We start from the raw sequence: 22,202 nt of genomic DNA, 5'->3' as shown, positions 1-22,202 counted from the left end.
AGCTTATCACTCTTTCAGTGGGTCGTCACTCGTTGCTGGTGCCTCGAAACTATACTCACGTTTGTCAGCTCTGTCGATTTGTTCGTCCTCTTCATCTTGTATCTTCTCTAGCTCTGCACTAGGGTCGTCGATAAAGTCTAAGAGGCCAAGTCGAGTTTTCTCTGATACGGTACCAGCAAGCATGTTGACCATTTCCACGTTGTCTTTCATAGACTTCGGTAAGTTAGGCGTGAACGCTATGTCAATTATTTCATGGTCATGTGTCTTAGTGCCCTCAATGTTCTTGTTGTTGAGTAGCAACTTGTAGCGTTTCATTAAGCCTTTTTTGAACAGTCGCTCTTTAGTGGCTCTTGATTGCTCTAAGCCAAATAGTTTGTATTTCATTGACTCGCCTGACTGCTGGCCTGAGAATTTCTCGTCGTTCATGTCAGGCGTATTCGTGAACTTGTGAATGTCATCTTGCAATCTAGTCTTGTAGGCCTCTGAGCCCTGCACGTCATACTGCTTGTATATGTACTTAGCGTCAGCTTTGCCCTCGCCACCGTTTGCATTGATTTCAGGTCTAATATGTATCATGTTGGCGTCTTTGAACGCCTTAGCGTCCTCGCCATCAAGTTCAGCGTTGCCGATTAGTGCCAGCATTGCGTCATTAGTGTCACTCATGTAGTTTGCTGTGTCTGACTGTGCTGAGTCGTACAAGTCAATCAAGCTGAGCACGTTCTCAAAGTCGCCCTGCTTAAATTTATTGTTCAGATACTCAACAATTGGTACATCGTTATAAAAGTGCTGGTAGCTCTCAACTGTCTGAGTTGCGCCGTCCTTGATTACATAGTGGTGAATGTGCGTATCTGTGTACACATCAATGTGATTTGTCTTGAGGTTTTCCTTGTCTACTGTGTCATAGTAGCGAACGCCTGCAATGACTTTCTTATCAATGTCGTGGTTGTATACGACAAATGTGCTCTTAGGGTCTAAGGTCATGAACCTATCGAGCCCGTATTCGTCTCTGAACACAATCTCATATGCACGGCCGTATATGCTCAAGTCTAATGCGACATCACTGTTCACAGCGTCGCCGTCGTTTTGGTCGTTCAGGTCATAGATTGCCTGTTGCGTCTCTTCATCTTTGTGAGTGAACGTTATCGGATTGCCTGTCAGGTACCCAACAATAAACTGCGATATGTATTTAGCAAAGTTATGAACTGCACGATGGTCAGCTTTCTCTGAGTCTTTTCTGCGCTGTCCCTCAAGTATGCCTGTGTTTTGGCTTAGGAAGTAATCCTCCGCACCTGCAAACGGGGCACTTGGTTGTTCTTGTGCTCACTGACAATGCTGTTAAGCACGTCAATGTTCTCTAGCTCTTCGGCCGAGTTAGCAAGAATGTCTCTGTTTGCCTCTCTGCCAAACTTCAAATTGTATTTATGTTTGTTAGTTACGTGATAGTGTGAGCCCAAACGTCGCACCTCCTAGAAATGGTTTTTTATTCGTCTTAACTGATTGGCTGATTTCTTGCCCTTTTTATCTCTCAACATAAGCTCTTCAACGCTGTAGCGTAGGGCGTCTATGCTGTGATTGTATGTATCAACTGGTTCGTTGTAATATTCATCTGTGTTCTTGTCTTTTTTCCAAGTATAGTTATTAAGCTCTTCAATCGTCTTAGTACAGCGCTCGTCGACTATAATGTCGAACTGGCTTATAAACTGTATGCCTGACATGATACTGTCAGCGCCTTTCATTGCTGGCTTAATACGCTCAATGCCTTTACGCTTTATCTCTGCAATTGATTTCTTCTCAGCACTGTCTGCTGTTATGCGTTCTTTTGCATAGCCTAACTGCTTGATTACGTTTGCTATTTCATCGTTTAACATGCCTGTTTTGACGTATTCATCAACGATATATAGCTGTTTGTTCCTAGTGTCCATTTTGACGTGTATCAAAGCACTAGGGTCATTAATGTAACCAAAGTCTAAGCCGAAGTATGACGGTAGGTGCTTAACTTCATCAGGGCTTATGAGCCTTTCAGTATGTTTAGGAAACACCAGCTTATCGAGCGTAGCAAATTCGCCCAGCGCATATATTTTATAATAGGCTGGGTTCCTGCTGGCCAAGTCCTCCAAGTTCTGACGAGTCATTTCATCAAGAAACTTATTATCCTTGTAGCTTGATTGCTGTATAAGCGTGTTCTTGTGTGGCTCGCCTGTAAAGAAATATTTATATACCCAATTGAGCTTGCTCACAGGGTTGAACATCAAGAATATTTGTTTGTTTAAATGCTTACGTTCTCTCAGCCTTAAAGTGAGCTGTGTGTAGTCGTTCAAGTGAAACTCTGAGGCCTCTTCCATAACTACATCACTGATACCTTTAATTGATTTGATTTTCTCGCTATTATCCATACCCTTGAACAGGAACACAGCCCCATTAGGCAATGTGATACGATTATCTGTTTTGTTCCACTCGCAAAAGTCCCAAATTGCAAAGTCAACCAGGCAACCTTTCACGTCCTGGAATAGGCTGTCTGCAATCGTTGCCCCGACTTTCCTGAGCCAAAGTATCTTGCGTGGATATTTCCAATCCTGTAAGGCTTTGAGCACGACTTTCTGAACTACGCCGTGCGACTTACCTGACGAACCACCTCCATAATGCACCTCTGTGAAATGGCTGTAGTCTGTTAGGATATTGAAAATATTTCTGTTAAACACTTTTGCTGGCTTAGGAAAGTTAAGATTAATTGTCGCCGTCGTCATCGTCATAAGCTCCGATATTCAAATCAATGTTACGCTGAGTAATTTCTTGCTCAACCTTATCTCTATATTTAGCTGGGAGCCTGTTTTTCAGTGCGAATATTAGGCTGGTAGGGTTTGCGTGTTCGTATTTCTCAATCTCGACTACATCGCCTTTATTTGTCACTGTTTCCTCTTTGTAATAATAGCCTGTTGCCCTCTTGTGTAGAGCGTTCTCTAGCTCATAGTCTGACGTTTCTTTGCCCTTTTTTATGGCGTCCATAAAGTCGGGTTTCTCTTTTTTCCACTTGATAACTGAGTGCTTAGACACTCCTAAATTGTGAGCAATCTGCTCGTCTGTAAGGCCGTCTCTTTTCCAGCCCTCAACTAATGTCAGTTTATCTTTAATATCTAGTTTTTCGTATAATGTTTGACGTGCCATGCCAAATACCACCTCTTTCACGTTAATAACTTGTTAAATTTATGTATAAAAAAAGCACCTCAACGGGTGCTGGGGAAATCTATTTATTTTAAACGTAACGAGAATCGTCTGTTAAAAATTGGAACAAGTCAGCTACAACCTCAACTCTTGTACTATCAGGCTGTATATGAAGTTCGTACGATTGGCCGTTTTCATAGTAAACAGTAAAGCCTGCCATTACGTGTTCATCATCTATAACCTTATAGTGAGCCTCTGTATTATCAACTCGCTTTGTTGGAATAGTTGTAACGACTGTTTCCGAGCTGTTATCTCGCTCAGTAAAAATATTAATTCTTTCTTTTTCCTTAACGAACACTCTTGAATAAAGTTCGTCTGTAATTTCACCATTTTCAGTTTCGATAAAACCTTTTAGAATAAAGAAATTTTCATAGGCGCTTGTCATGATTTTTTCGATATCGTTGTAATATTGTTTAATTAATTTGGTTAAAGTAGGGCTTATCTCATTTCCTATAGTCCCATTCACTAAAGCGATATTGTTTTCATTTTCAGAATTAATTTCGTTATTCATATTTTATTGCCTCCCTTTATTTTATACAGTAAGTTTACCATAAAAATAGCACCTCAACGGGTGCTGTGGGAAATCTATTTGTAAAACTGCATTATAAAATTTATAAGACTTATTATATTGGCTGGTATTTCTGCAAGTTTAGCCTTGTCGTTTATTTTAGTTAACAGACTTTCAGTCGCTTTTAGTCTCTCTTCTTCATTAGATATACGGGTCTTTTCTAATACTTCAAAGATTTCAGCATTTATTGCTTTATTTTCTTCTACGTCTTTTTGTATATCAGAAAATGTTACTCCCATTTTATCCATAGTAGCGTTCAATGTAATTAAAGCCGTTGAAGTCATTTTAAATTGGTTTGCTATGAAATCCATATTTTCTGCTATACTTTTTAGATACTGGGTTTGCTTGATTTGTAGTTGTTTCGTCTCAGCTTTGTCTGCCATCTCTATATAATATGTTTCATTCAAATGTTCTCTAAGCTCGCTAATTCTATCAAATATAACTGGTTCGGGAGTAGACATTAATGTTGAATGATTTGCTGGTTTCATCTTTTCTTTCATAGTCTCACTTGATGGTTCTATATGACTCGCACTTTCAAAAAAGGCACCAAGTGCTTTTGGTTTCTTAGTATGGTCAAACGATTTCCCTAATCCTGCTCTAAATTTTTCATTATCCATTTAAAAACCCCTTTTACAATATACTAATTAAATTATAGCATTAAAATAGCCGACTGAGGTGCTCTCAGCCGACTTAAAGGAGTAAAATAAGAATGTACTATAAAAGAAAAATTAGGTCTGTGTCGCAATATAAAATTAGAAGAAGTCGAATAAACAAGCCAAGATTATCCGTAATCACTGCTAGTGTCCATCAAATTTGAACACATTACCATAATAACCCCGTAATTCCTGGTTTTCCATAGGTATAAAAACCAAATTTAAATATAACCAATAAATTTTGCTAATTTTTCAAGTTGTGCTGTCTTGTATCGTCTCATTCCTGAGTGGCTTATGTAGTATCTATCAGCAATAGCGTTCCATGTGTTGCAATCAAAGGGCTTGTCCCAAAACTTGAGCCTAAATATCTCTATCGTTTCATCGTCACATTGATTTAAGTATTTTTCAGTACCGTTCACAACGTCCTGCAAGCGTCTATATTGTGCGTCCTGGTTACATTTAATGACATGTTGCTCAATAGGATTGCTAACAAAATTTGCTTTGCCACCCTCGGGGTTGTCAGGTTCATGATTACTCATGAGCTCATATTCTCTGAACTTCAATTCTTCTCTGTATCTGTCTAAGTTCTCGATGTAATCCTCTAATTTTGCATAATCAACCTTTTTCAATTCTTGCATGATGTGACCTCCTAAAATAAGAATGTGTAAATGCTTTGTATTCCTGCAAGCAACAACCCTAGTATTATCAATGCTATTCCTAGAATAATTGCTGTAAAAACTGTGTATATTAAAATCTCAATCAACTTTTGAAATATTTTCATGTTTTAACCTCCATAGCGTATAAACTAATTTAAAAGCCTTATTTTAGCTTTTAATCTATTTTTAGGGTATTTATCCTATTTTGTATTTATGTTCAATGTGTGGAGGCTGAGAGGCCTCAGAATTAAAGTAAACGTGCTTTTACTGCGTTCATAAGTTCATTCTGACCAAGTTTCTTATTTTTGAGTGACTCATAGACTTTTTGGTCAATGCTGTTCTCAGTAAGTAGATGATGAATAACAGTTGTTTTCTTTTGACCCTGTCTGTACAGTCGAGCATTGGCCTGCTCATAATATTCAAGGTTCCAAGTTAGGCCAAACCAAACCATGATTGAACCTCCATACTGTAAATTGAGCCCGTGTCCTGCACTTGCTGGGTGTGTGATAAGCATTTGTATTTCGCCATTGTTCCAGCGCTCCATATAGTCGTCACTGTCTAAGGTCTCAGCAAAGCTATAGCGTTCTAGCAATCTCTCTTTATCATGTTTGTAGTTATACATAACAAGTATTGGCTGGCCTTGTGACTCTTCGACTATCTCGTCTAACAACTCTAATTTCTTATCATGTATGTGAGTAATAGAACCATCGTCAGCATAAACGGCACCGTTAGACATTTGTAACAGCTTATTACTCAAGCTGGCTGAGTTTAATGCCACTATATCTTTATCGTCGTCTATGTCGTTCTCTATGACCATGTTCTGCTCTAATTCGTCATACAAGGCTCTCTCTTTTTTACTTAGCTTAGACTCTTTGACTGTGTCGACACGTTCAGGCATTTTCAAATAGTCTTTACTTTCCATGCTGACTGTAACATCACTAATCATTTTGTAGATTTCATCTTTCGAGCCATTTTTCAATTCCCAATTAAAAACGTTATCTGATATTTGGTGCGTTGGATAAAAGTATCTTTGTCTAAAATGTGTTTTGAACTTTCCTAAACGCTCGCCTCCATCAATCAAATATATCTGAGCCCATAAGTCCATAATATTTTTAGGTGCTGGCGTTCCTGTAAGTCCTACGAACCTATCAAACAATGGCCATTTCTTTTTAAGTATCTTAAAGCGTTGGCTGTCTGAGTTCTTGAATGTGGATAGTTCATCAATCACGACCATATCGAACGGCCAATCTTTTTTAAATCTTTCACATATCCATTTCGTGTTTTCTTTGTTCGTGACATATATGTCTGCGTTTCTCTCTAGTGCCTGCTCTCGTTGCTTAGGTGTGCCCAGCACAAGCGAAACATCTAAATGAGTTAAGTGCGTCCATTTATCAACTTCTTGTGCCCATGTGTCCTCTGCTACACGCTTAGGAGCTATGACCAGCACTTTGTCTACATCGAGATAATCATATTTGAGTTGCTCTATTGCTGTTAGAGTTGAAACTGTCTTACCGAGTCCCATATCTAAGAAGAGTCCGAACCTTTTGTTATCTATGATTTTATCTATCGCATAAGCCTGATAGTCATATGGCTTAAAATCAATTGCCATTCTTGACCACCTCATTTATAAATTTATCAACATCACTTTTTGAGTAAGGAACATAAACAGGTACGCCTCTTTTCTCAAATTGTCTGTGCATATATTTTTGTATTTTTGAGAGTCGACCCTTTTCTTGTTTCAACTCAACAAAATAAATTCTATTTTCAGGAAGTATCACAATTCTGTCAGGAACACCTGAAACAGATGAAGTAAATTTCAGACATAACCCTGAATATTTCCCAACTTCATTTTTGAGATATTCTTCGATTTTGCTTTCTCTCATTTTTTCATCATTTCCTTGCTAAAATGTAGTTTTATACCCATTTTTAATGTAATTTTACATGGCAACTACCCTCACGCCTACTGCCCGTAAGGCTAAACCCTTGCGTTGCCCAAAAATCTCTAAATTTTTTCGCCAAACTTATAAAAATACGTGTTAGGGAGTACAGGGTATATTATTACACTCTCTATATTCCCTATACTCTATTCTTTAACTCAGAGGGAGTTTTTATGGAACCAGGGCAACGATAGGGCTCAATCACTTGATATATAAGGGCTGAGGCCGTTGCCCTGCTTAAAATTTTAGGGCAACCAAGTGGAACCAGGGCAACGCAGGTTTTTCTGCGTGTCCCAAAAGTAGGGCAACGCAATAAATTGCCTGTGAGTGGTTTTTGAGAAGATGGCAACTTTTATGGAACCAGGGCAACGTTAGCCTCCCAGCCTTACAGGCTCAAGGGCTTGCCCCGTGTCCCAGCTCCAAAAAGCAGGGCAACGCATGGGCAACGCAAGAAGTCTGACAATTTACTCATTTTCGACCCTTGAAAACGCTTTTTGGGCTCCATATCCTATACCAAATTTCAATCTGCCTCGATTATTTCCCGTATAAGGTTCCCAACCTTTTAAACTTTTTAGCACTGATTTCAATTCAGTTTGTATCATTCTAGGGAAATTACCTTTGTCTTTTCCTAAACATTCACACCACACCTCAGATACACAAATACGGTCTCTGTACTCATAACCTGCTGGCTCTTGAGGTAACACGTCAGGATTGCCTGACTGAATATACGCACGTTTCGTGTCTAGGTCTAAGTCACGCCAGCTGTAGTCCTGTGTGTAAGGAACAGGCGTGTCGATGAACTCCTCAACGATACCTTGATAAACACTTTCTTCGGTATGCACGGCTTGACGTTCGCCCATTTTGTCCTCTAAGTGACTAGGCAAGTACAGTTTTTCGCCGTCGTTGTAGCGTTGTTTTGCCTCTGCCCATAACTGCTTAGTGAGTGCTGGGTCATCTAGCTCATTAATGTTCTTGCTAGCGTTGCGCTTATCTACGGCTAACGCCCAAAAGCGACGCCCTCCTGTTTCATCACGTAAGAAATCTATTTTGTTCGTTGTTCCGAAGAATACGCATTGACGAGGGAAGTCCTCAGCATGTCGCCCGTAAGCTACACGGAATGAGTCGACCTGTTTACTGATAAAGTGCTTAATAGCCTCTACCTCTGCTTTTTTGGTAGCAGCCAGCTCAGCCATTTCAATAAGCCACGTTCCCTGCAATGCCTCATAGGCCTCTTTGCCTGTCACGCTTGTAAGAGACTCACTGAACCATGCACCACCCATTTTGCGCAATACCGTTGATTTATACTGACCTTGACCACCGTATAGCGTTGTCATGTAGTCGAACTTAATACCAGGCTGGTAAATACGAGCTACACCAGCCGTAAAGGCTTTTCTCGTCACAGCTCTGTTGAGCTCTGTATCTTCCACGCCTAAATAATCAATGAATAACGTGTCTAATCTTTCGACACCGTCCCACTCTAGCCCGTCAAGGTAATCTCTGACAGGGTGGAACTTGTTCTCTGTAGCGATTTCGTTCACAGCGTCATCTGTTTTACTTCTATTGTAGATACCGTGCTCCTGCTCTAAGTAAATGCGCAGTCCTGCGTCATCAGCGTCACGCCAATAGCTCACTGTGTCCTCTTTGCGCCACGGCGTTGAGCCCAGGACACTAAGGCGATTGTTAAACTCGTCGTAGGCAATCTTGCCCTTGAGCTTGTCATCATGGCGTAGGATTAAGCCAATGTTAGGCGTTGTGGCCAGCACATTACCTTGCTTATCCACGTCGAGCTGTGTCGCCCATTTGTAGTGCTCACGACGCTCGTCACGTTCAGCCTTATCAATGTAATCGCTGAAATCGTCCTCAGCCTCGTATGTTTCCATCATCATATTTATTTTAACTTCGCCGTCGTTCTGTGCGAGTTTCTGCATTGAAATGTAAGATGGTAGGCGATTAATTGGCGTATCTTCGGGCGTCTCTTCGTCTTGTATGCCGAACTTGTGTACACGTAATAGGTCAAAGCTGTTGCATAGCTCGCCTCCTGCTGGGTCTGTACCATGATGAGAATAGGCGAACTTGCCATTTTCATAGATTACTAAGCCCCCAGCTGTTGAGCCTCCTACATATGTGTAGCGTGTGTCGTCGTATTGCTCGTAGACGTCAGACAAGTAATGCTCTATTACGTCGTGTATGTCGTAGGCTCTACAGAACGCACCAACGATACCAGGTTTATTGTGTGGGTCGCCTTGCTTGTCAGCTAGTCGTTTGTAGCTTGCTGTTTCACGTTCTGAGTACGGCCATTCAAGAGGGTCTTTCCAGTCTTTGTACTCAGCCAGCACGTCGTCAGGGTCGATAAAAGGTGCGTCCTGATACGTGAACAGATATTCAGCGTCGGCGCTTGTACTTGGCCAATACATGAGCCTGTGTGGCTGATAGGTCGTATCGTCAAAGTAATCAATGCCGATTGACTCTGCAACCTTACGAGCTACAGCCTCATACTCGTCGCCGTTGACGTGCCTTTTAAGTGGAACAACAAAGCGCAGGCGTGGCGTCGTAGCTCTATGCTTATGCGTTGAGTACACAGCGTAGGCGTAACCGAAAAACATTTCGATGATTTCGTCCATGTTCTCGTCAGCAAAGTCAATGTCTAGCGTCAGCATTGAACGGTTCATCACATAGCCTTTACGGCGTTTGCCCTCTTTGAGATATCCTCCGACAAAGCCTCCCACGTCTTTAATTTCTGATTGCTCAGCTTTTTTCATTGTGTTGTATTCTGCGATAGTTTCCTGTGTTCTAGTAGTCACTGAGAGCTTTTGCAATAATTCGCTCCAACTCTTCTCAGTGTTACGCCAATAGCTTGATAGCCTGCTAGTCGCTTGTGCGTATGTCATTTTGCCATTATATTGTAGCTGCTCTAATGGAGTGATATTGTCTAATTCGTGCATAGCTGTTTTGCTCCTTTCTAATCGTTTATATCTATATAGATGTGGCCTGCCCAATTGTCAGGCTCAACGACTAAGTATTTCTCTATTGCCTCAAGATGTTGTAAAGCCTCATAGACATTCTTGTTATCTCTTAATACTGCGTCGCCATCGACCTTAATTTCATAATGTCTTGATAATTCGTATTCATCTTCAATTTGCTGTATTGTTTTACTAGCCATTATTTACACGTCCTCCTAATGTAATGTTTATATTTTTTAAAATTGTTTTGCTAAATTCAAAATTTTCTTGCATAATTATGTCTAAATAAACGGAGTGAAAAGGGGAAGTAATATTTTGAAAATAAATAATGTTAAATCCTATTGGAATAAAATTTTATCTGTAGTAAATAAACCTTTAACAGTAGTTATTTCTCGTATAATCTGCTTTACAGTAGCTGTATGTATTTTTTACAATTTTTTTAAATACGCAAAACTTACAATCCTTAACATAAATAAAGAAGCTAGTAATACGAATTTAGGAATAATAGTAACTGCTCTACAAAATAATTGGTTAATCGGGGTGCAGGTATCCTTTACTTTAGTTCTTCTTTCATTAGCAGTTATATTTTTTTGGGGATCAGTAACAAAGTTGCTAACTAAGCCTCTATTCTTAAAATTATTATTTTTTTGTTATGTTGGCGTGCCTATTATTGTTTTTATTTTCACTATAGTTTTACTATCAACTAAACCCTCAGATACTACTATTATTTTTAGTATTTTGTCAGCAATCGGAGCATCTATAGCCTTTTGTTTCACTGTATACATGTCGCTCAAAAAATAAGATTTCGCCTACCTAAAACCGCTTTGAGGCTTATTTACTTTTGTACATCAACAAAGAAAATATACTTTGCAGTGCTAGTAGCAATAGTTACGCCGTGAAAAGTTGCATTTATTAAATCAGTCATTAAGGTCAGCCTCCTTGATAAATGAACCGTTGCGCATTTCGCCTTTACGGTCTTTAATTTCGTCATAAGCGTAGGCCGTACAATCTTCGATAGATAACCCTAGCTGTTGAGATAAGATGACAAGGGTCACAACTGCGTCGCCTATGCTGTCTACGACCTGGTCTCTGTCGTCTTTCACTAGGCCTTGACTTAACTCGCCGATTTCTTCGACTACTTTAAGCATTTGCTTGTTAGGGTCTGAGTTGTTTAACCCTTTATCTACTGACCAATCTTCTATGCTTTCTACTAATGTTTGCATGTTTTCCATTTTGCTATTCCTCCTTATGATTGACGCTCTCACGCCCTTAACCTTTAAGGCTTGTTTAATATAGTTCATGCAAGTCGAGTTTCTTAAATCTAATTAGGGCTAGTCTCATGCTGTCGTAATGTATGCTTGCTGGTGTGATTTCAAGTCGCCCCTGCACCCAGCGCTCAATGTGGCGATAGCGATATTCCCACAACTTAGCCTCATGTTGCGCCCTAGCTGACGCCTCATAGATATTGTTGAGTTTGTCCTGCTGAGCTCGCGCCAGCTCTCTGAGGTGCTCGTTGTGTCTCTTGAGCTCGTTCTTTTCCTGGATTAAGTTCTCGGCTTGTTCCATAATGTCTGCTAGCTTTCTGTGAACGTCGCCGAGTTCAATGTTTTCGATATCCATTATTTAGCCTCCTGCTCGAGTTTCTCTCTGTAGCGTCTTGCGTAATCCTCAATTTTCTTGAGCTCTTTTATACGGTCATCTTTACGACCTAAACGAGTTGAATATCTTTGCAGATTTGACTTCATAGCACCTTGAAACTCTTCGGGTGTCATTTGCATGTACCAAAAGTCAATGAGGTCTATGCCGTCATCAGTATTGCTCTGATAGTGTTGCTCTTCAACTGTCTCAGATGGCTGTATAACTGTAATTTTCAATGAGTCGTCTATTTGATACGTTTCTGTTCCATCGTAGACCGTTGCTCTCATAACATCATGGTGTAGCTCAGTTACTTCTGCTGTAACCTCAAAACCTGAGTCGATAGGGTACTCGAAAGAAACTATATCGCCTTTATTTAACATGTTTATTGTTGTCATTATTTAACCACCTTTGGGAATATGTTATTTTCCATTAAATGCTGTGTATACTCGCCCAGCGTGTGCTGTTGGGGTGTGCCATCGAATAAATGAGGTTTACGCTCTCTGTACTTACGAGCTTTGTACTCTTCCATTTTTCTACGTCTGCGCTCTTCTTGTTTACGCTGTTTGATTTTCTGCTCTTCAATGTCCTTTTTCACTTCATTAAAGTCGTTGGTCACAGGTGCTTTTGTCAGTGCCTCTTGTACTGAAAAACCTCTGTTCAAACGTTTAGCAATTGTTCTTGGGTCAAGCCCGACCTCAATTTCTGCCTTTTCCATTTCATCAGCAGGAATGTAGACTGTGCGCTCGCCTGTATTGTGCGAATAGCAAATTCCCCCGTCATGTATTTTATATTTATTACTGAAATTGATAGCCTCGTAAGGTTTCCAGCCGTTGTCGAGTCTTGTCTGAACATCGTCTAATGACACGAATAACGATTTTAATTTCATTCTGTCTGCGTCATCTAGCCATATAATCTCGCCGTTCGGTGTTGTTGGGTATTTGGTTCTTCCCTCAAAGTGCATTACATTCGTTCCTCCCATTTCTTCAACTCTGATTTTCCAGTCATGGCCATAACTTCACTTGCCATGTCGTCATAATATTCGCTTACATATTCGTCTATTTTCTCTGAGACATCGTCCCAGTTATTCGCTGTAACAGTAACCTCTGCGTCATATTCAATAGTGAGCTTGACAGGCACCTTGTAAGTGCCCCACTCGCTCACGCCATCTAGTGCGCTCATGTTTTACCTCCTATAGGATAACTAGCAATATAAGTAAGATAATCCCAAAAAGAAACGCCACAAGAGCTGTTCCGTATACCAAACCGACTAATAGGTAAAATGTTATTTGGGAAACTATCTCTAAAAATTTAGTCATTAGTTAGCTCTTTTTAATCTTTCATGTAGAACGGACTCACAAAGCCGTCGCTGTTTAAGTTCAAGCCCTCAGACCAATCAACAGGCAGGCTCATAATATCCTCTATATCTTTCAAATGGTCGTGCTGGTCGTCAGGTACTTCGAGAATTAGTTCATCGTGCACATGAGCCACTATCTTGTAGCCTTGTTTCTCGAGCCTGGCCATTGATACGCCTAACAGGTCTCGTGCTGTAGCTTGTACAATGTTCTCGACCAGCTTGCCTCCATATGTTTTAACTGTCGTCCATTTACGATTTATGTCTAAGCCTTGAAACTCAACGACTGTCGAGCCCCAGCTGTTTTGCGTTGTCTTTGCGTCTCTGTAGACAATACAGCGACCGTTTGGCAACTCTAGTATTAGGTGGCCTCGATAAGTGTAGAACTTAACCCCGTTTGCCATTTGTGGTTTACCACTACGAATAGCTTTGATTGCTGAGTTCTGACAGTTATACCAAAATGACTTGATATTCGGGTTTGCCTCTCGCCAGCTATCAACTAAGGGCTTGAGCTCGTCCTCAGCAATGCCCATGTCTAGGGCTCCCATTGATTTGAGGGCGCCTGCTCCTCCTTGATAACCGAGTGCAAGCTCGGCTACTTTACCTTTTTGCCTCAAAGGGCTGTCCTTGCCGATACTCTCTACAGGAACATCGAACATTTGAGACGCTGACGCCTCGTATATCTTGCCGTGTGTATTGAACACATCTAATCGCCACTGCTCGCCTGCATACCATGCAATGACTCGAGCCTCAATGGCTGAGAAGTCACTGACAGCTAGCTGATAGCCTTGTTCTGCTGTAAATGTCGTTCTTACAAGCTGGCTGAGTATATCCTGATAGCTGTACTCGAGTGTCAGGTCTAACCAATCGAAGTCCTGCTGTTTGATTGACTCTCTTGCTATGTCTAGCTCTTCATCAGTCATTTTGTGCTTAGTGAGGTTCTGCATTTGAACCCCCCTGCCTGCCCATCGGCCTGTGCCAGCTCCGAAGAATTGGAACATGCCTCTAATACGGTCGTCCTCACATGCCATGTCATACATTTTGTTGTATTTCTTTACGCTGGTCTTGCTCATTTGCTGTCGTAGCTCTAACATCTTGTGAGCTCTGCCTGACGTTTTCTCTAGGTACTCGCCGACTGTTTTCTTTTGCAAGTTCTCAATCTCAACGCCCTGCTCACGAAACCATGCCATGAGTTGTTGCTGGCTATTAGGATTGTCGAGCCCTGTCAGCTTTTGAGCTTGTTCTGCGAGTTGTGCCTGGCTGATTTTATCTAGTTCATAAGCCCCCAGCATGAGCTGACGGTCAATGTGAACGCCTCTGTCATTTATGTGTTGGTCAATCGTCCACAATTCCTGCTCACTAGGTAGCACCTCAAAGTCTGATATCTCTTCGCCGATGGCCATTTCAGCCTCAACGTCTTTGATACAGTAATCAATAAACTGTTTCCATTTCTCTGTGTCATGTTCAGGTAGATTTCGAGTTCGGCCACCGTTCACTTTTGTTGGTTTGCAAGGAACTGAAAAATATCTGATTAAGGCCTTACCTGCTTTGTCTTTTTGTGCATCTACTTCCAGCACCTCTGCACATTTTTCAAGTGAGGCTGGTAGGCCAACACGAGTTGCGTCGACCATGTCACAAGCCCACTCGTCAGGTGGCATTGCTGTTCTGAAATGCTTTGCTAAACAAACACGCTCAAATGACGCATTAAAAGCTCGTTTCTCGACTTCGGGGTCGAGTAAATGCCATTTAAATTGTTTGTACAATCTGTCATCTATGTCGTGCATATCAATAGCCTGTACTTGCTGGCCATCAATAGAAAAAGCAATGATTAATATTTCAAAGTCAGGAGCCTCGGCGTACCGATAAGCCCCTGTATCTTTCAAGTTATAACTACTGTAGGTTTCAATATCAATGTGCATTACTGTCATGACGTTGCCTCCCTTGATTGATTAGTCAAACAGTTCATCTAGGTTGTCGTTATCAAGGTCGATAAACTCTGCGAACTCGTCCTCTGCTTTAGCGCCTCCACCAGCAAGTGGTTCGCCGTCTTTAGCTTTCATGATATTACCTAATCCACACGCAATGCCTTTACTTCCTGATACTGCATAAGGATAGAAATTGACTGTTACTCGGATATAGCAACCACTGTAAACCTCGTCAGGGTCGTCAGTGCGTTGACCGTCCATGTCTAATACTTGAGGTTTACGTTTCGTTTTAGCATTTAAGAAATAAGCGTTTTGATAAGCCTCATCGTCCTCTCTGTCTGTGTCGCCATCACGTAAAGGTGTTGAAAGGTTAGCTGGTATCTTACCACCGAATTTTTCCTTACCGTTTTGCTTAGCGTTCTCAATTGCTTTGTTGATATTGTTTATTGATTTTTCGTCATTTTTGTCGATAATTAAGCTCACGTTGTACTTAGGTTCATCGCCCTCGTTGATTGCTTGAGGTTCAAAAATGTGTGCGTAGCTCGCTCTTGCGTATACCATTACTCTTGTTTTTAATTGTTCTGCCATTGTGAAAAACTCCTTTAAATTTGATTTATAATATAGTTTGATTTGTTGCATAATATAGTATTAATGGCCGTAGCCTTTTATTTATTAATAAACTCAGTAAAATCACTTTCAGCACTGTTAGTGATAGGTTGACGTTTGTCGTCCTCAGTCACTAGAGTCGGTTTGCCCTGGGGCTTTTCTACTAGGTCACTTAATAGCTCAGCGACTTTCTTCTTGCCGATTTGTTTCTCTAGTTTAGATATGCTTAACACTTTTGTTTCTGATACTTCATCAGGGTCGTAGTGCTCCTTGAGCCTTTCAAAAACCTGTTCGTTATCAACATATTTTCTACTTGCTCTGCCCTCGACCACTTTCCAGCCGTCAAAATTGCGATTGTTTTCAAGCGCCTGCTCTCTGCAATACTCTTCAACATCACTAGCCCAGCGTTTAATATCAGGTAGTTTGTGAAGTAGCTCAGCAAGCTCGTCGTCAGTGAGCGTCGTTGGGGTCGTCTGCTCTTTGCTGGCGTTCAAGTTTGCCTCTGCTCTAGCTCTGCACGAGTGGCGTATCTTACAAAAACGGCAATGATTGCCTGGTTTAAATTCGCCCTTGCCCTCGATGGCTTTCAAGGCTTGAGGCCTAACTACGTTAAGCCCCCAACTGACTAAGTCGTCAGCTGTCATGCTCTCAGATGATACATTGTGCAACCTCGGCTGTATGATTGTTGTCTTGACTGTGTGAACGTCCTCAAAGTCTTTGAGTAGCTCATAGGCACCTAGCCCGTACAGCCTTAACTGCGGATTGTTAAGGGCTGACACTTCGACGCCTTTGCCGAATTTGAGGTCTACAATCTCAACTGTGCCGTTGTAGTAGATAATTACGTCGCCTGTACCGAATGACTCGGGTACATATCTCGTGAGGTCAAGTCTGTGTTCAAAAAACAGGATAGGCTCGTCTTGAGCTCTTGCCTCGTTGACTTTTTCCTCTACGATATCGACATACTGCTCAACGTATTCTCTTAACTCTTCTGAGTAATATTCATTTTGCTTGTACCGTTCTAGTTCTTGCTGGAACTTATCCTCAGTCATACCATCGTAGAGCCTTACGAAATACAGCTCTGACAGCTCATGAGCGAATGTTCCCTCTTCTGCAAATGTTGTTGTCTTATCGCCTATGCCCTCACTTGCTTTAATGCTGGGAGGACAATTCAACCACTGATTGGCACTACTCGCTGACAAATATGCGTGCTTTCTGCTTGAGTGGTTTTGTGAAGTCATTACATCGCCTCAATAGCGTCCATAATGCTTTGACGCTTGTCAGTTTGAACGTCGCTTACCTTAGAGGCGCCTGACTCTTTGATTAGAGCCTTAACTTTGTCTTTTTCCTCTTTAGTACCACTTTTGATGATTTGAGCAATAGCTTTCTTGAATGTAGCCTCGTCAGGTGCCTCAGCTGTTGCTGGTGCCTCTTCTCGCTTAGGCTCTTCCTTAGCTGGCGCCTCTTGTTTAGGCTCTTCTTGTGGCAACTGCGTCCAGCCTGCTGGCTCTTCTGCTGTGTTAGTGAAGTCCTGCAACTGTTTAGATTTCAAATCGTTAGAGCGTCTTAGCTCGTCTCTGATTTCTTGTAGGATAGTTTCTAACATTACTCGTCAGCCTCCTCTTGCATTTCTGATACGATACTTTTCATTGTTAGCATATAGGCTATATGCTCCATATCTTCATCATTGCTTAGTAGAGCTGTTAGGTGTTGAGAACTTCCGACCATTGTCCCTTGTCCGATTATTTGCGTACCCTCTTCAAGGTCTTGGGCAAGCCCAGCATGTGCTAAGGTCACAGCTGTGTGTTCTGTTTCTTTATTGATTTGGTTTACAAGTTCATACAACTCTTTAGTTTTATCGCTTAATAATTCTGTGATTTCGTTCTCTGACATGTCCTTGATTTCTTTAGTTAGCATTTGCGCTACCTCCTAATTTGATTTACAATGTTCGTACAATTAATTTTCTTAATGCTGGTCTTACTCGTTGGAGCGAGTGAGGCCTTTTTTGTTTTCTTCCATTTCTGAGAATGTGAGCTCTGTCATAGCCCCGACTGCAAATGAGACAACTGTCCCGATATAAACATCGAACATCATCGCAACTGCTAAACCGATAGCCACTGACAAAGTTACTGTATAAAAACTTGTTGTTAGAGTTTTCACTATACATAGCCCCTCGCTTTCATAAACTCATACCAAAACTGAGCTACTCTTTGAGGCATGTATTCTTCAGGACTTTTCTTATCGTTGGCCATGCTTAGCCTCCTCTTTTTCTTTTAGATACGCTCTAATTCGTTCTTTCTGCAATGTAGCCTCTCGACGCCCATTTAATATGTCGTTTAAGTATGGCGCTGATATGCCTAACGCTTGAGCTAACTGTCTTTGTGTTATGCCTTTACGTTCAAGCTCTTCAAATACATCTGAACCGAAACTGCTCATTTTTTACCTCCTTTTTAGCGTATACTCTAAAATGTTACTGAAAACTCTTTACACCGAATTAGCTAATATGCTAATATTAAAAATGTAGTAATTAGCTAATTAGACATACTTATCCCGTTGGATGGGGTTGCATTTTTTGAGTATTGCTTTTTAGTTGCTACGTGTTAAAACCTTACAACAACAGCCTTATAATTGAAATTTACGTTTTGGAGAACTAAATATCTATTTGCTGTGTTTGTAAGCTAATCAATAGCACATGTCATACTATAATAGAGAATTAGCTATAATGCAACAATTAATTTTAGCTTTTTCGCTATTGGAGTAGTTAGAGAATTAACTAACCGTTGATATGACAGTGTTTTAAAGGGAGCAAAAAATTTTGAATTTATATGAGAAAATAAAAAACATGTGTGATAAAGAAGGAATTTCTATAGCTCACTTAGAACGTGAAACTGGTATTTCTAACGGGCAAATTAAGCGTTGGGCTAAAAGTAGCCCTAGCGTAGAGAACTTAAAGAAAGTCGCAAACTACTTCAATGTTTCTTTGGAATTTTTAGCCGACGATACAACAGAACCATCTGACATTGAAATGTCTCAGGATATTCGTATCATGCAACGTGCTGCTCAAAACATGAGCGAAGAAGATAGGAAAAAAGCTATCAAAGTATTTGAGGCGTTCTTTGAAAATTGGGAAGAAATGACAAAAGATGATAAGTAACTAATCGTTAAGGGAGTTTTACATTTGAATTATGAAGAAAATGAGGCGTTTACGCGTGCAATAGAAACTGCAAATCTGATACTTGGATATGAGAATAAATTTCCAATAGATATAAAAGGGATTATTAACAGCGACCCTGATGTCGAATTATTTACTTTCGGCGAATTTGCTAAATTGTCAGGTATCAGCAGGTCAGATGTTTCCAAAATTGGCCAATCTTATGAGGCATTTCATTTTAGAAAAGGGAGAAAATCTATAATTGTATATAATGCCTTGAGATACTCAAAGAGATTACGTTTTACGCTTGCTCACGAATACGGTCACGTCAAACTAAACCATACAGGAAAGTCTATATATGACCCTGATAAGTCTGACATTGAGTACACAAAAGAAGAATTTGAGGCCGATACATTTGCAGGAAATTTGCTGTTTCCATTGCATAAACGCTACGAATATAGGAGGAAAAGCTCGTATGAAATAGCAAATACTTTCAATATAAGTTTTAAAGCCGTCCGTGTCTCTATGTACCAGCTCGAGGATTGTCTTGCTAGTGGCATTGACCAATATCTCACAGAGCCACAACTGAGAACACCTGACGGCTATATTAATTTTTTAAGAGCTTGTGATTTTTAAACAACAAAAAACCCCACATAGTATGTGAGGTCAAAATGTATTAATTCAGTTTTATGTTAGCTTTTTGATTTCCGAACATGCCTGATTTGACTTGCATTTTTGTCTTATCTGATTGAGCAGTTGACTCAGATACATCAAACACTACTTTACCTGTTTTTTCATTACCAGGGTTAAGTTTTTCTAAAAAGAAACCAATGTCACTCGGGTCTGAGGCTGACGTGTTGGCGTCAGTAGATGCTGAGGCATCTGCACCATTTGTTGCGTCGCCATCAATTATTTTAAACAATTCTGTATCAATAGTAATAGCTTTATCGCCATTATTTTTAACTGTAACATCTGCAACTATGTATTTGCCGTCAGCGTTACTTGAAACGTATTGATTACCTACTGAGTCTGCCGTTTCAACACTGTTAACTGTGTACTCAAGGTCATCAACTTTTACTTTTTCGCCTATTTTGGCGTCTTTCGTTTCATCTTTGTTAGAGCTGGAGCTATCGCCACCACCAAAAACGGTTGCAATCACAGCAATTATGATGACAATTACAACCACAACACCGAGACAGCCTAAACACCCAAATAATCCCTTTTTCATAAATTCAATCCCTCTTTTCAGAATTTTTAGTCAAGCATGTAACACTTTAGCAAATACTATTTCAGATTTAAAGGGTTGAATTCAACAGTGTTCTGTGATAATTAAATTAAGTTATATTTTAGAAAGGGTTTCGATATTATGAAAAAAGTTGCAATTTATACAAGAGTCTCGACTTTAGAGCAGGCCAATGAGGGTTACTCTATCGAGGGACAAGAGCAACGCTTAAAAGCATACTGTCAAGTTCATGATTGGGAAGATTTCGAGTTCTTTGTGGACGCTGGGCAATCTGCCAGCAATATCAACAGAGCAGGACTGCAAAACTTGCTCAACAGATTAAACGAGTTTGACCTCGTGCTAGTATACAAACTTGATAGGCTCACACGCTCAGTGCGTGACCTTATGAGTCTACTTGATACTTTTGAAGAAAAAGATGTTAAATTCCGTTCAGCAACCGAGGTATTCGACACTACAAGTGCAATCGGCAAATTGTTCATAACGCTGGTAGGTGCTATGGCCGAATGGGAACGGTCAACAATTACCGAGAGAACTACGCAAGGCCGTCGAGTAGCAACAGAAAAAGGGGTGTACACAACAGTGCCCCCATTCTTCTATGACAAGATTGAGGGTAAACTCTACCCTAATGACAAAAAAGAAATCGTGCATTATATCGTCAGGAGGGCAAAAGCTGGCGTCAGCATACGAGGCATTACAGAAGAGCTCAACAACTCTATATACAATCCACCTAAAGGCCAACGCTGGGACAAGTCAATGATTAGTTACGTCCTGACAGCACCAGTGTCTCGTGGCCACACGCATATAGGCGATGTGTACGTCGAGAATACGCACGAGCCTGTCATCAGTGAAGAGGATTATACAATCTACATGCAAAGCATTTCACAACGCACACACTCACGAGGTATTAAGCACACTGCTATTTTCAGAGGCAAGCTGACCTGCCCTAATTGTGCCCACTCACTCACACTCAACACCAGCAAACGGACAAAAAGGGACGGCTCAGTTGATTATGACGAACGCTACATTTGTGACCGTTGTCGGAGCGATAAGTCAGCCGAGAACATCACGATACAATCAAAAGAAGTAGAGAGAGCTTTCATTGATTTTATTCAGCACGGCGAAATAGAGGTCAATGTCGAGGACACAGAAGAGCAGGAAGAGCAAAGCGTCATTGATGTAGACAAGATTAAGAGACAGCGTAAGAAGTACCAGCAAGCATGGGCTATGGACTTAATGAGTGATGAAGAGTTTCAGTCTCTAATCAAAGAAACTGACGACCTGCTCGACCAGCACAACAGACAGCAACTAAGGAAAAAGGAAAAGAGAGACAATCACAAACAAATAGAGGCCACCCACGACCTCATACTCAATGTATGGGACAAGATGGCCAGCAACGATAAAGAAGATTTGATAAACGCCTCAATATCTAATATTGAATATAATTTCTATCGAGGACATGGCCACGGTAAAAATCGCACCCCTAACTCAATGAACGTCACGCACATTGACTATAAAATTTAGATGGGGGTTGTGGGTGGTAGCTACCAAACGTACCGCCTCCCATGATTGTTATAGAATCGATATATTGCGTGATACTTGGATCTTTAATTAATGCAGTTGCTATGTTAGTTAATGGGCCTGTCGCAACAATGGTAACTGGTGCTTCACTTTGCTTTAATGTTTTAATAATGACATCAGCAGCATGATCAGGCGTAGGTTTAAGAGACGGTACTTCAGGTAATTTTGGACCATCCAAACCAGTGTTGCCATGAATTTGCGAGGCAAATGAAGCTGGCTTAATTAACGGACGTGTTGCACCAACTGAGACATTGATATCTCCTCTCCCCATAACTTCAAGCACATTCAATGCGTTCTTTGTGTTTTTTTCAACAGATTGATTACCTGCCACTGTAGTTACTGCTAAGACATCAAGTGAGCTGTTTTTTGCACCAGCTAAAATTAAAGCAATTGCGTCATCATGTCCTGGATCACAATCCATAATAATCTTTTTACTCATATGCTTCACTCCAATCAAAATATTTTAGACGTGCTGCTCATTTCAAACCTTAAAATTATAACTAATACTAAAATTTGCTATAACAAAATATTCCTCTTAAACTTTGCGATATTTCCAATTCTTTATTTCGAAATCTTGCTACATTACTATCATACTACTTTTTAACATGGTATTAATAACAATAACTAACCCATATTCACACCAAAAACCATATTAATAATTCAAATATGAAATATTTAAAATAATAAAAAACAGGGAACAATTACAATAGTAATTAAAAAT

Annotated in this window: 26 protein-coding genes and 2 pseudogenes; 4 read left to right on the top strand and 24 right to left on the bottom strand. The window is 40.6% G+C overall.

Annotated features, from left to right (window positions below; translation table 11 throughout):
* Window positions 1-6 precede the first annotated feature (6 nt).
* The 10 genes and pseudogenes from AAA453_RS03270 to AAA453_RS03225 form a co-directional block, all read right to left on the bottom strand.
* Window positions 7-1,454: pseudogene (locus tag AAA453_RS03270) on the bottom strand (phage portal protein).
* Window positions 1,455-1,466: 12 nt separating this feature from the next.
* Window positions 1,467-2,744, bottom strand: coding sequence for a PBSX family phage terminase large subunit (locus AAA453_RS03265; protein ID WP_427706250.1), 1,278 nt, complete (start codon window positions 2,742-2,744; stop codon window positions 1,467-1,469).
* Entirely contained in the window at window positions 2,725-3,162 is a 438-nt protein-coding gene (locus AAA453_RS03260; protein WP_427706248.1) for a helix-turn-helix domain-containing protein, read from the bottom strand. The genes AAA453_RS03265 and AAA453_RS03260 overlap by 20 nt, the downstream gene beginning before the upstream one ends.
* Before the next feature lie 88 nt (window positions 3,163-3,250).
* Window positions 3,251-3,730: a hypothetical protein gene (locus tag AAA453_RS03255; protein WP_427706246.1), complete on the bottom strand. Its 480-nt coding sequence runs from the start codon at window positions 3,728-3,730 to the stop codon at window positions 3,251-3,253.
* Between the two features lie 74 nt (window positions 3,731-3,804).
* On the bottom strand, window positions 3,805-4,404 hold the full coding sequence (locus AAA453_RS03250) for a hypothetical protein (protein ID WP_427706244.1): 600 nt from the start codon (window positions 4,402-4,404) through the stop codon (window positions 3,805-3,807).
* A gap of 257 nt (window positions 4,405-4,661) precedes the next feature.
* Window positions 4,662-5,078 carry a transcriptional regulator gene (locus tag AAA453_RS03245; protein ID WP_427706242.1) on the bottom strand — a complete coding sequence of 139 codons (417 nt, stop codon included), beginning with the start codon at window positions 5,076-5,078 and terminating at the stop codon, window positions 4,662-4,664.
* Window positions 5,079-5,343: 265 nt separating this feature from the next.
* Window positions 5,344-6,705: an SNF2-related protein gene (locus AAA453_RS03240; protein ID WP_427706240.1), complete on the bottom strand. Its 1,362-nt coding sequence runs from the start codon at window positions 6,703-6,705 to the stop codon at window positions 5,344-5,346.
* Window positions 6,695-6,979, bottom strand: a complete 285-nt coding sequence (locus AAA453_RS03235) for a VRR-NUC domain-containing protein (protein ID WP_427706237.1) — start codon at window positions 6,977-6,979, stop codon at window positions 6,695-6,697. The genes AAA453_RS03240 and AAA453_RS03235 overlap by 11 nt, the downstream gene beginning before the upstream one ends.
* Window positions 6,980-7,497: 518 nt before the next feature.
* Window positions 7,498-9,975: a VapE domain-containing protein gene (locus AAA453_RS03230; protein WP_427706235.1), complete on the bottom strand. Its 2,478-nt coding sequence runs from the start codon at window positions 9,973-9,975 to the stop codon at window positions 7,498-7,500.
* Window positions 9,976-9,992: 17 nt separating this feature from the next.
* Window positions 9,993-10,193: a hypothetical protein gene (locus AAA453_RS03225; RefSeq protein WP_427706233.1), complete on the bottom strand. Its 201-nt coding sequence runs from the start codon at window positions 10,191-10,193 to the stop codon at window positions 9,993-9,995.
* Between the two features lie 115 nt (window positions 10,194-10,308).
* Between AAA453_RS03225 and AAA453_RS03220 the strand changes: the two genes are divergently transcribed.
* Window positions 10,309-10,794 carry a hypothetical protein gene (locus AAA453_RS03220; protein WP_427706231.1) on the top strand — a complete coding sequence of 162 codons (486 nt, stop codon included), beginning with the start codon at window positions 10,309-10,311 and terminating at the stop codon, window positions 10,792-10,794.
* A 116-nt stretch (window positions 10,795-10,910) separates the two neighbouring features.
* Here AAA453_RS03220 and AAA453_RS03215 read toward each other — a convergent pair whose 3' ends face one another.
* From AAA453_RS03215 to AAA453_RS03160, 12 genes are all read right to left on the bottom strand, one after another.
* A complete protein-coding gene (locus tag AAA453_RS03215) occupies window positions 10,911-11,225 on the bottom strand; it encodes a MazG-like family protein (RefSeq protein WP_427706230.1) in 315 nt (104 codons plus the stop codon).
* Between the two features lie 55 nt (window positions 11,226-11,280).
* Window positions 11,281-11,613 (bottom strand): hypothetical protein, encoded by a 333-nt coding sequence (locus tag AAA453_RS03210; protein ID WP_427706228.1) that lies wholly within the window; start codon window positions 11,611-11,613, stop codon window positions 11,281-11,283.
* Window positions 11,613-12,026, bottom strand: coding sequence for a DUF3310 domain-containing protein (locus tag AAA453_RS03205; RefSeq protein ID WP_427706226.1), 414 nt, complete (start codon window positions 12,024-12,026; stop codon window positions 11,613-11,615). The genes AAA453_RS03210 and AAA453_RS03205 overlap by 1 nt, the downstream gene beginning before the upstream one ends.
* A complete protein-coding gene (locus tag AAA453_RS03200) occupies window positions 12,026-12,592 on the bottom strand; it encodes an SA1788 family PVL leukocidin-associated protein (RefSeq protein ID WP_427706224.1) in 567 nt (188 codons plus the stop codon). Before AAA453_RS03200 ends, AAA453_RS03205 begins: the two co-directional genes overlap by 1 nt.
* Window positions 12,592-12,810 carry a hypothetical protein gene (locus tag AAA453_RS03195; RefSeq protein WP_427706222.1) on the bottom strand — a complete coding sequence of 73 codons (219 nt, stop codon included), beginning with the start codon at window positions 12,808-12,810 and terminating at the stop codon, window positions 12,592-12,594. The genes AAA453_RS03200 and AAA453_RS03195 overlap by 1 nt, the downstream gene beginning before the upstream one ends.
* A gap of 149 nt (window positions 12,811-12,959) precedes the next feature.
* Complete coding sequence (locus AAA453_RS03190; protein WP_081225173.1) at window positions 12,960-14,909, bottom strand: DNA polymerase; 1,950 nt, start codon at window positions 14,907-14,909, stop codon at window positions 12,960-12,962.
* Window positions 14,910-14,930: 21 nt separating this feature from the next.
* Window positions 14,931-15,494: a DUF2815 family protein gene (locus AAA453_RS03185; protein WP_427706220.1), complete on the bottom strand. Its 564-nt coding sequence runs from the start codon at window positions 15,492-15,494 to the stop codon at window positions 14,931-14,933.
* A 77-nt stretch (window positions 15,495-15,571) separates the two neighbouring features.
* Window positions 15,572-16,750, bottom strand: coding sequence for a DUF2800 domain-containing protein (locus AAA453_RS03180; RefSeq protein WP_427706218.1), 1,179 nt, complete (start codon window positions 16,748-16,750; stop codon window positions 15,572-15,574).
* Complete coding sequence (locus AAA453_RS03175; RefSeq protein ID WP_427706216.1) at window positions 16,750-17,115, bottom strand: hypothetical protein; 366 nt, start codon at window positions 17,113-17,115, stop codon at window positions 16,750-16,752. Before AAA453_RS03175 ends, AAA453_RS03180 begins: the two co-directional genes overlap by 1 nt.
* Window positions 17,115-17,426 carry a DUF2482 family protein gene (locus AAA453_RS03170; protein ID WP_427706214.1) on the bottom strand — a complete coding sequence of 104 codons (312 nt, stop codon included), beginning with the start codon at window positions 17,424-17,426 and terminating at the stop codon, window positions 17,115-17,117. The genes AAA453_RS03175 and AAA453_RS03170 overlap by 1 nt, the downstream gene beginning before the upstream one ends.
* Before the next feature lie 60 nt (window positions 17,427-17,486).
* Complete coding sequence (locus AAA453_RS03165; protein ID WP_081225178.1) at window positions 17,487-17,669, bottom strand: hypothetical protein; 183 nt, start codon at window positions 17,667-17,669, stop codon at window positions 17,487-17,489.
* Window positions 17,670-17,747: 78 nt separating this feature from the next.
* Window positions 17,748-17,945, bottom strand: coding sequence for a helix-turn-helix transcriptional regulator (locus AAA453_RS03160; RefSeq protein WP_427706212.1), 198 nt, complete (start codon window positions 17,943-17,945; stop codon window positions 17,748-17,750).
* Between the two features lie 379 nt (window positions 17,946-18,324).
* Here AAA453_RS03160 and AAA453_RS03155 point away from each other — a divergent pair, with 379 nt between their 5' ends.
* The gene (locus AAA453_RS03155; RefSeq protein ID WP_081225180.1) at window positions 18,325-18,663 is read left to right on the top strand and encodes a helix-turn-helix domain-containing protein; all 339 of its coding nucleotides are present in this window, start codon (window positions 18,325-18,327) and stop codon (window positions 18,661-18,663) included.
* Between the two features lie 24 nt (window positions 18,664-18,687).
* Window positions 18,688-19,296 (top strand): ImmA/IrrE family metallo-endopeptidase, encoded by a 609-nt coding sequence (locus tag AAA453_RS03150; RefSeq protein ID WP_427706210.1) that lies wholly within the window; start codon window positions 18,688-18,690, stop codon window positions 19,294-19,296.
* Between the two features lie 40 nt (window positions 19,297-19,336).
* Here the strand turns inward: AAA453_RS03150 and AAA453_RS03145 are convergent, their stop codons facing one another.
* Entirely contained in the window at window positions 19,337-19,888 is a 552-nt protein-coding gene (locus AAA453_RS03145) for a DUF4352 domain-containing protein (RefSeq protein WP_081225182.1), read from the bottom strand.
* A 138-nt stretch (window positions 19,889-20,026) separates the two neighbouring features.
* On the opposite strand from AAA453_RS03145, the gene AAA453_RS03140 reads away from it, so the two are divergent.
* Window positions 20,027-21,424 carry a recombinase family protein gene (locus AAA453_RS03140; protein WP_427706208.1) on the top strand — a complete coding sequence of 466 codons (1,398 nt, stop codon included), beginning with the start codon at window positions 20,027-20,029 and terminating at the stop codon, window positions 21,422-21,424.
* Between the two features lie 10 nt (window positions 21,425-21,434).
* Here AAA453_RS03140 and AAA453_RS03135 read toward each other — a convergent pair.
* A pseudogene (locus tag AAA453_RS03135) lies at window positions 21,435-21,920 on the bottom strand (nucleoside hydrolase); the annotation flags it as partial.
* Between the last annotated feature and the right edge of the window lie 282 nt (window positions 21,921-22,202).

Origin of the sequence: Staphylococcus parequorum (assembly GCF_039237145.1) — a bacterium.
In the GTDB taxonomy this organism is placed as follows: Bacteria; Bacillota; Bacilli; order Staphylococcales; family Staphylococcaceae; genus Staphylococcus; species Staphylococcus equorum_A.
This window is presented reverse-complemented; position numbering and strand designations above follow the sequence as displayed.

What these genes read in the sequence shown, in the direction of transcription:
- AAA453_RS03225 (WP_427706233.1), bottom strand. Translation starts at nt 10,193, where the DNA reads ATGGCTAGTAAAACAATACAGCAAATTGAAGATGAATACGAATTATCA.
- AAA453_RS03145 (WP_081225182.1), bottom strand. Translation starts at nt 19,888, where the DNA reads ATGAAAAAGGGATTATTTGGGTGTTTAGGCTGTCTCGGTGTTGTGGTT.
- AAA453_RS03215 (WP_427706230.1), bottom strand. Translation starts at nt 11,225, where the DNA reads ATGGAAAACATGCAAACATTAGTAGAAAGCATAGAAGATTGGTCAGTA.
- AAA453_RS03255 (WP_427706246.1), bottom strand. Translation starts at nt 3,730, where the DNA reads ATGAATAACGAAATTAATTCTGAAAATGAAAACAATATCGCTTTAGTG.
- AAA453_RS03245 (WP_427706242.1), bottom strand. Translation starts at nt 5,078, where the DNA reads ATGCAAGAATTGAAAAAGGTTGATTATGCAAAATTAGAGGATTACATC.
- AAA453_RS03175 (WP_427706216.1), bottom strand. Translation starts at nt 17,115, where the DNA reads ATGTTAGAAACTATCCTACAAGAAATCAGAGACGAGCTAAGACGCTCT.
- AAA453_RS03265 (WP_427706250.1), bottom strand. Translation starts at nt 2,744, where the DNA reads ATGACGACGGCGACAATTAATCTTAACTTTCCTAAGCCAGCAAAAGTG.
- AAA453_RS03250 (WP_427706244.1), bottom strand. Translation starts at nt 4,404, where the DNA reads ATGGATAATGAAAAATTTAGAGCAGGATTAGGGAAATCGTTTGACCAT.
- AAA453_RS03205 (WP_427706226.1), bottom strand. Translation starts at nt 12,026, where the DNA reads ATGACAACAATAAACATGTTAAATAAAGGCGATATAGTTTCTTTCGAG.
- AAA453_RS03185 (WP_427706220.1), bottom strand. Translation starts at nt 15,494, where the DNA reads ATGGCAGAACAATTAAAAACAAGAGTAATGGTATACGCAAGAGCGAGC.
- AAA453_RS03210 (WP_427706228.1), bottom strand. Translation starts at nt 11,613, where the DNA reads ATGGATATCGAAAACATTGAACTCGGCGACGTTCACAGAAAGCTAGCA.
- AAA453_RS03240 (WP_427706240.1), bottom strand. Translation starts at nt 6,705, where the DNA reads ATGGCAATTGATTTTAAGCCATATGACTATCAGGCTTATGCGATAGAT.
- AAA453_RS03170 (WP_427706214.1), bottom strand. Translation starts at nt 17,426, where the DNA reads ATGCTAACTAAAGAAATCAAGGACATGTCAGAGAACGAAATCACAGAA.
- AAA453_RS03190 (WP_081225173.1), bottom strand. Translation starts at nt 14,909, where the DNA reads ATGACAGTAATGCACATTGATATTGAAACCTACAGTAGTTATAACTTG.
- AAA453_RS03140 (WP_427706208.1), top strand. Translation starts at nt 20,027, where the DNA reads ATGAAAAAAGTTGCAATTTATACAAGAGTCTCGACTTTAGAGCAGGCC.
- AAA453_RS03200 (WP_427706224.1), bottom strand. Translation starts at nt 12,592, where the DNA reads ATGCACTTTGAGGGAAGAACCAAATACCCAACAACACCGAACGGCGAG.
- AAA453_RS03230 (WP_427706235.1), bottom strand. Translation starts at nt 9,975, where the DNA reads ATGCACGAATTAGACAATATCACTCCATTAGAGCAGCTACAATATAAT.
- AAA453_RS03235 (WP_427706237.1), bottom strand. Translation starts at nt 6,979, where the DNA reads ATGAGAGAAAGCAAAATCGAAGAATATCTCAAAAATGAAGTTGGGAAA.
- AAA453_RS03260 (WP_427706248.1), bottom strand. Translation starts at nt 3,162, where the DNA reads ATGGCACGTCAAACATTATACGAAAAACTAGATATTAAAGATAAACTG.
- AAA453_RS03195 (WP_427706222.1), bottom strand. Translation starts at nt 12,810, where the DNA reads ATGAGCGCACTAGATGGCGTGAGCGAGTGGGGCACTTACAAGGTGCCT.
- AAA453_RS03180 (WP_427706218.1), bottom strand. Translation starts at nt 16,750, where the DNA reads ATGACTTCACAAAACCACTCAAGCAGAAAGCACGCATATTTGTCAGCG.
- AAA453_RS03160 (WP_427706212.1), bottom strand. Translation starts at nt 17,945, where the DNA reads ATGAGCAGTTTCGGTTCAGATGTATTTGAAGAGCTTGAACGTAAAGGC.